Annotated in this window: 7 protein-coding genes; all 7 read right to left on the reverse strand. The window is 44.3% G+C overall.

The annotated features are described in order from the left end of the window. Positions 1-26 precede the first annotated feature (26 nt). Positions 27-854 (reverse strand): pur operon repressor, encoded by an 828-nt coding sequence (gene purR / locus WKI42_RS03310; RefSeq protein ID WP_001825276.1) that lies wholly within the window; start codon positions 852-854, stop codon positions 27-29. A 270-nt stretch (positions 855-1,124) separates the two neighbouring features. Beyond that, the gene (locus WKI42_RS03315; RefSeq protein WP_368081171.1) at positions 1,125-2,069 is read right to left on the reverse strand and encodes a 3'-5' exoribonuclease YhaM family protein; all 945 of its coding nucleotides are present in this window, start codon (positions 2,067-2,069) and stop codon (positions 1,125-1,127) included. Beyond that, the gene (gene rmuC / locus WKI42_RS03320) at positions 2,059-3,315 is read right to left on the reverse strand and encodes a DNA recombination protein RmuC (RefSeq protein WP_368081172.1); all 1,257 of its coding nucleotides are present in this window, start codon (positions 3,313-3,315) and stop codon (positions 2,059-2,061) included. Before rmuC ends, WKI42_RS03315 begins: the two co-directional genes overlap by 11 nt. A 1-nt stretch (position 3,316) precedes the next feature. Further along, positions 3,317-3,979 carry a thiamine diphosphokinase gene (locus tag WKI42_RS03325; protein WP_368081173.1) on the reverse strand — a complete coding sequence of 221 codons (663 nt, stop codon included), beginning with the start codon at positions 3,977-3,979 and terminating at the stop codon, positions 3,317-3,319. After that, on the reverse strand, positions 3,942-4,598 hold the full coding sequence (gene rpe / locus WKI42_RS03330) for a ribulose-phosphate 3-epimerase (RefSeq protein WP_368081174.1): 657 nt from the start codon (positions 4,596-4,598) through the stop codon (positions 3,942-3,944). Before rpe ends, WKI42_RS03325 begins: the two co-directional genes overlap by 38 nt. 10 nt (positions 4,599-4,608) lie before the next feature. After that, positions 4,609-5,487 (reverse strand): ribosome small subunit-dependent GTPase A, encoded by an 879-nt coding sequence (gene rsgA, locus WKI42_RS03335; protein ID WP_368081175.1) that lies wholly within the window; start codon positions 5,485-5,487, stop codon positions 4,609-4,611. Position 5,488: 1 nt separating this feature from the next. Continuing rightward, on the reverse strand, positions 5,489-6,361 hold the full coding sequence (rsmA, locus tag WKI42_RS03340) for a 16S rRNA (adenine(1518)-N(6)/adenine(1519)-N(6))-dimethyltransferase RsmA (protein WP_368081176.1): 873 nt from the start codon (positions 6,359-6,361) through the stop codon (positions 5,489-5,491). Between the last annotated feature and the right edge of the window lie 157 nt (positions 6,362-6,518).

Here is a 6,518-nt window from a genome sequence, read left to right on the forward strand (position 1 = left end):
ATCGTTCCAACCTTTAGTTCTATCTCTTATTTATCTTCGTCAAAGATATTGCCAACCTCAACATCGATGGCTTGGTTCTTGACATCAATATTGGTGACCTTCAAGAGTGACTTGTAGTCAAATTGCTTTTCACGTTCTTCTTGAGCATTATCCGCAAAGACTGCGACACCTGCCAATTCTGAATCAAACTCACGCAAGAGACTGATCATCCCGTTGACCGTTCCTCCACCTTTCAAGAAGTCATCTACAATCAAGACACGGCTGCCGGCCTTTAGACTGCGTTTTGAAAGGAACATTTTCTCAATGCGGTCACCACTTGAACCGGATACATAGTTGACGCTGACTGTTGAACCTTCGGTAATTTTCAAGTCACGGCGCACAATGACAAAAGGAACATTGAGGACATTGGCAACTGCATTTGCGAGTGGCACCCCCTTAGTCGCTACTGTCATAACCGCGTCGATTTTTTGATCCATAAAGCTCTTGGCAATAATGCGTCCAATATTTTTCAAGATAGCTGGTGTGCTAAGTAAATCGGACAGGTAGATGTAACCACCTGGCAAGATACGGTCACTTTCTGACAACTTGGCACGCAAGTCCTCAACCATTTCCTTGGCATCATGGCTTGAGATTGATGGTGTGAAGATGACACCTCCACCAGCCCCAGTCACTGTCTGGATGTGGCCGATTTCGATTTCCTCAAAGGCGCGTTTGATAATCACGATATCTTCTGAGATGGATGATTTAGCAGATTCATACTTTTCAGCAAAAGTATTGAGACTAGTTAATTTATAAGGATGATTAATCAAATAGTTGGAAATGACAACCATCCGATCACTTCTTCTTAATTTCATTTCTATTTCCTATTCCATTTTTCTTCAAAAAATCAAAAAGCAAACTAGAAAGCTGGTCGCTGATCGCTGGTGGTTCAAAACACTGTTTTGAGATTGTCGATAGAACTGACAAATCCTGTAATATACCTGCATATATACATACGACAAGGCGATGCTACCCTAGTTTGAAGAGATTTTCGAAGAGTATTCATTTTTGTCTTTTACTTATTATACCATATTCACATAAAAAAACGAACATTCTTATCCTAAAAAATGCTCATTTTTCTTAAATTATAAATCTAAATCTGGTTTATAGAAGGAACGATTGTCCATAGCGAAGATTTTATTGGTCATCTCTCCTTTGTCCACCAAAGCCAGAGCTGTTGACATCATCATCATACTAGCATCCAGATTGTCAATCATATGGATAATCTCTGCCTCCATGATACGTGGGCGAACCGGACTTCCATACTCTAGTAAGCCGTGGTGGCTGAGGATGACGTGACGAAGCAGAACGACTTCTTCTTTAGTATCATCAATGCCAAGTTCCATAACTGTCTTGGTAATTTCGCTATCAATTAGAGCAATATGCCCAAGGAGATTGCCTCGCACTGTGTACTCGGTCTGGTCTGGTCCCGTCAACTCGATGACCTTAGCCAAGTCGTGCAACATAATCCCCGCATAGAGCAGGCTCTTATTAAGTTGAGGATAAATTTCGCTAATAGCATCTGCCAAACGTACCATGGTCGCCGTATGATAGGCCAAGCCTGTTTCAAAGGCATGGTGGTTGGTCTTGGCAGCTGGATAAGAATAGAATTCCTTATCGTACTTAGTGTAGAGATTTCGGACAATTCGTTGCCAAACAGGATTTTCTATTTTGAAAATCATCTGCGACATATAGTCACGGATTTCCTTGACATCAACTGGCGACTTGACCTTGAAATCAGCTGGATCACTGGGTTCACCGGGTTGAGGCAAGCGTAGGGTGATTTGATTGACCTGAGGGGTATTGTTATAAACTTCTCGGCGCCCTTTCATATGGACAACCTTACCTGCGGTAAAGGCCTCAACGTTATGTGGTTGGGCATCCCAGAGTTTCCCTTCAATCTCGCCACTATCATCTTGGAAGGTAAAGGCCAGGTAGTTTTTCCCAGCTCGTGTCTGTCTCAAATCAGCTGACTTGATTAGGTAAAAGCCTTCAAACAGCTCATCTTTTTTCATGTGACTAATCTTCATATTCTTCCTCATCTTCTTGGAAATGGAGTAGATCAAGCGCAGGCTCACCTTCTGATAACTCAATGTGACGGAGCGTTCGCTCGATAGCTGTAGTGCGACGGTTTAATAATTCATCAATATTGCCAGAGGCATGTTGGAGGTGTTTTTGTGCCTTGACCAGAATGCCACCAAACTTGCCAAACTCGGTCTTGACACTGGCAAGGGTCTTACTGATATGGTCGGCACTCTTTTGGATATTGAGGGTCTTGAAACCAACCGATAGGGAATTGAGCAGAGCTGACAGGGTGCTTGGACCTGCGACAATAATCTGCTCCTCCCGTCTCAAATCATCAAAGAAGACCGGATTGCGGACGATTTCTGAGTAGAGACCTTCTGTCGGAACAAACAAAACTCCAAAATTGGTCGTCCGAGGCGGTGCTATGTACTTGCTCTTAATATCCTTGGCAAAGCGCTTGACGCTTGCTAGGAGTGACTTACGGCAGCGTTCAATCTCATCCTTGTTACCTGCTTCATAGGCTTCTTCCAAGCGATAATAATCTGCTAGTGGAAACTTAGAGTCAATCGGTAGGTAGACATATTCCTGGTCGCCTTGCCCAGGTAGCTTAATGGCGTACTCTACTCGTTCACTGGAGTTTTCAACCGTTGCATATTCTCGTTCATACTGGGCAGGTGTCATAATGTCTTCGATGATTTGGCCCAGTTGCAATTCGCCCAGAATCCCTCGCGTCTTGGTTCCAGAGAGAACCTTATTAAGAGCACCGACATCACGGGCAACTGTCTGCATTTCTCCCAGACCTCGATTGACAGACTCTAGTTGTTTGGAAACTGTCTCAAAGGAAGCCTGCAAGCGTGTCTGTAGGGTCTTTTCCAACTTTTCCTCGACCGTCTGGCGCATTTGTTCCAAACGTTGCTCATTTGATTCCTGCAGGGCTTGGAGGCGTTGGTCGGTCTTATCTCTAGTTTGCAAGAGATTATCTGTCATTTCTTGACGAACCTGAGTCAGACCTTGGTGCAATTCGATTCTCACTTCTTGCAGGCGATCGCTGACAGCCACTTCCAAATCTTTTTGATCCAGCTGGCTGGCTTGTCTGGCTTGTTCAAAACGATAATCTAACTGGTCCGATAAATGATCTGCCTGATCCTCCAAGCTCTTACTTAGGTGTTTCTCCTGCTTATCCTGCCTTTGCCAAATCAGAAAAAGCCCAGCTAGGTTGGCAATCAATAATAGAACAAGTAAACTTTCCATCCTACCTCCTGTCCTTGCTATGCAAGACAACCACATAGCCATCTGGGCAAGTCACTGACACTTCCCTATCTATATATTCGTTAGAAGCGTACACTTTTTTAAAGAAAAAATTTTCCTCTGTCAACTCATACTTGGCCCCAAGAATAGTCAACTGACTATCCCGAACCGGCATAAAGGCTAGGTAGTCATAGTCTGAACGTGGTTCAAGTTGACTGGTCCCTTCTGGACAATAGGCAATCAAATTTTGCCCGTCCTCAATCGCTAGCTGGCGCATATAAGGTGCCAGCTTAGGATTGCTAGGCAGAAAGACATTGGCCAGCATATGGTCGATACGGCCACCCAAAGCACCGAAAATAGTAACCTGAACCTGAGGATTTTTCTCAAAAATAGTCAAGAGAGCCAATTCCAAATCGGTATCATCTTTTTCTGGTCGGGCTTGAACAAAATACTGGGCACGTTTTTGAATCAACTGTCGCTCTTCTACAGTGACAGAATCAAAATCTCCAACCGCTAGAGCAAGAGGCAAGTCTTCTTCCAAGACCCAGAGCGAGCCTCGATCCACACCAACAAAAGCATCAAAGTCCGTCCGATAATGACCACGGTCTCCGCCCGCAAAAACGGCAACCTTAGTCCAGTTGTTTTCTGAGAGTTTGTACTCGCTCATCGACATCTCCCTTAAAGACATAGGAACCTGCTACAAAAACGGTCGCACCAGCTTCTTTGGCTTGGGCAATCGTTTTATCATCAATCCCACCATCAACTTCAATCTCAAATTTCAAACCTTTTTCATCACGAAGTGCAACCAACTCACGGACCTTATCCATTGTCTCTGGTAGAAAGGCTTGCCCACCAAAACCTGGGTTAACTGTCATGACTAAAACTTGGTCAACTAGATGAAGGACGTGCTTGATGGCTTCAACTGGTGTGCCAGGATTGATAACGACTGAAGGCTTAACTCCGAGTGAACGAATTTTTTGGAGGGCACCATGAATATGAGGCGTTGCTTCCACATGGATGCTGATGATATCCGCACCTGCACGCGCAAAGTCTTCTAAATGATGCTCTGGATTAGCTACCATCAAGTGGCAGTCAAAGACCATCTTGCTATGAGGGCGAAGAGCTTCGACCACACCCGCACCAAAACTGATTTGTGGTACAAAATGACCATCCATAATATCGATATGGGCATACTCTGCCCCAGTTGCTTCTAGGCGTTTAATTTCACGTTCAAAGTTGGCATAATCTGCTGCCAGAATTGACGGAGCAATCTTGTATTGAGACATAGGTTTCTCCTTATTTTGGAATTTTTTTGCTGACTTTTTTATAAGTTTCTCTACGATTTTCAATTTCGCTAAGGAATTGCAGATAATTTTCAAAACGGAAGGTTGCAATGGTACCCTCTTCTACAGCTGGCTTAACCGCACACGACGGCTCATGGGTATGGGTACAAGTACGAAACTTACAGTCTCGGCTGACACTGTCAATCTCTGGAAAGGCCTGATTGAGATCTTCTGCTGTTGACACTTCATAATCCAGAGATGAAAAACCTGGTGTATCTGCGATTTTACCCCCATTAAGGTTGTAAAAACTAACAGCTCGAGTGGTATGGCGCCCGCGACCTAGACTGTCTGAAATTTCTCCTGTTTCAAGATTGAGGTCTGGTGCGATTTTATTAAGAAGAGTTGACTTTCCAACGCCCGTCTGCCCCATAAAGACTGTAACCTTGCCTGTTAACAAAGGCAGGAGTTCCTCTTTACTGGTCACAAAGTCATAGCCGATGTCACCATAGGTCTGTTCATAAAAATCCAGTTCTCCTCTATCTTCCAACAAGTCCATCTTGGAAATATAGACGATGGGATGGATGCCCTTGTGTTCCAAAAGAACCAAGAACCGATCCAGCAAATTGCTGTTAAAATCAGGTTCCTTGACGGACATGATTACTACAGCTTGATCAATATTGACAATGGGCGGACGGACCAGACTGTTTTTCCGTTCGTGAATCTTGAGGATATAGCCTTCTGAATTTTCCTCGGCAGAAAAATCGACTAAATCTCCAACGTAAGGGGTATGACCTTTTTTACGGAAATTCCCACGCGCGCGTGTTTGATAGACCTGACCATCACTCTCTACATAGTAGAAGCCTGCCAAGGCTTTAATAATTTGTCCCTGCATCTTAGAGTCCTTGCCCTTTAAGTGCGTCTGCTAGGCTAGCAAACTCTGCCAAGCTGAGAGCTTCCCCACGTACACTTGGTGACAAACCTGCTTGGTCCAAGGCCTTGGTCAGCTTATCCTTGACTTCCTCAGTCTTGCCAAAGTAACCTGTCAAGTTATTCCACAAGGTCTTGCGGCGATGAGTGAAACTAGCCTTGGAAACCTTAAAGAAGAAGTTCTCATCTTCTACTGCTACGGCTGGTTCTGGACGGCGCACCATTTTCAAAATAGCAGAGTCCACGTTTGGCGCTGGTACAAATACCGTACGAGGCACAATGAAGGCAACCTTGGCAGTCATGTAATACTGCACAGCGATTGACAAACTGCCATAAGCCTTGGTGTTAGGCTGGGCTGAAATGCGGTCCGCCACTTCTTTCTGCATCATGACGACAAACTCACTAAAAGGAATGCCGCTCTCGATCAAGTGCATGAGAATAGGCGTCGTGATGTAATAAGGCAAATTAGCCACTACCTTGATGGGCAGGTCAGGATTTTTAAAATTCTGGATATGTTGTGCTAAATCAACTTTGAGAATGTCCTCGTTGACTACGGTCACATTATCAAAATCACGCAAGGTATCTGCCAAAATCGGCACCAAACGGTGGTCAATTTCAAAGGCCATGACCTCTGCTGCACGCTCAGCCAGAAACTCGGTCAAGGCACCAATACCTGGCCCGATTTCGATAACATTGACCTGGTCATCAATCTCAGCCACATCCACGATTTTTTGTAGGATATTGGTATCCGTCAGGAAATTTTGCCCAAAGGACTTTTTAAAGGTAAAACCGTGACGCTCCAGCACTGCCTTGGTCACGCTATAATCTGCAATTCTCATCTATTCTCTTTTCTATTATCTGTTACTACTATTGTAACACATTCCCCTTGTATTTTGGGGGTGAAAATCATACCAAAAAACTATCTTTCCTCATGAAGAAAGATAGTCTTGGAAATCTTTAAAGGGGGACTTAGCGCTTCTCTCGAAACATACGTTC

Source organism: Streptococcus pseudopneumoniae, assembly GCF_038148935.1.
GTDB classification, from domain to species: domain Bacteria; phylum Bacillota; class Bacilli; order Lactobacillales; family Streptococcaceae; genus Streptococcus; species Streptococcus pseudopneumoniae_U.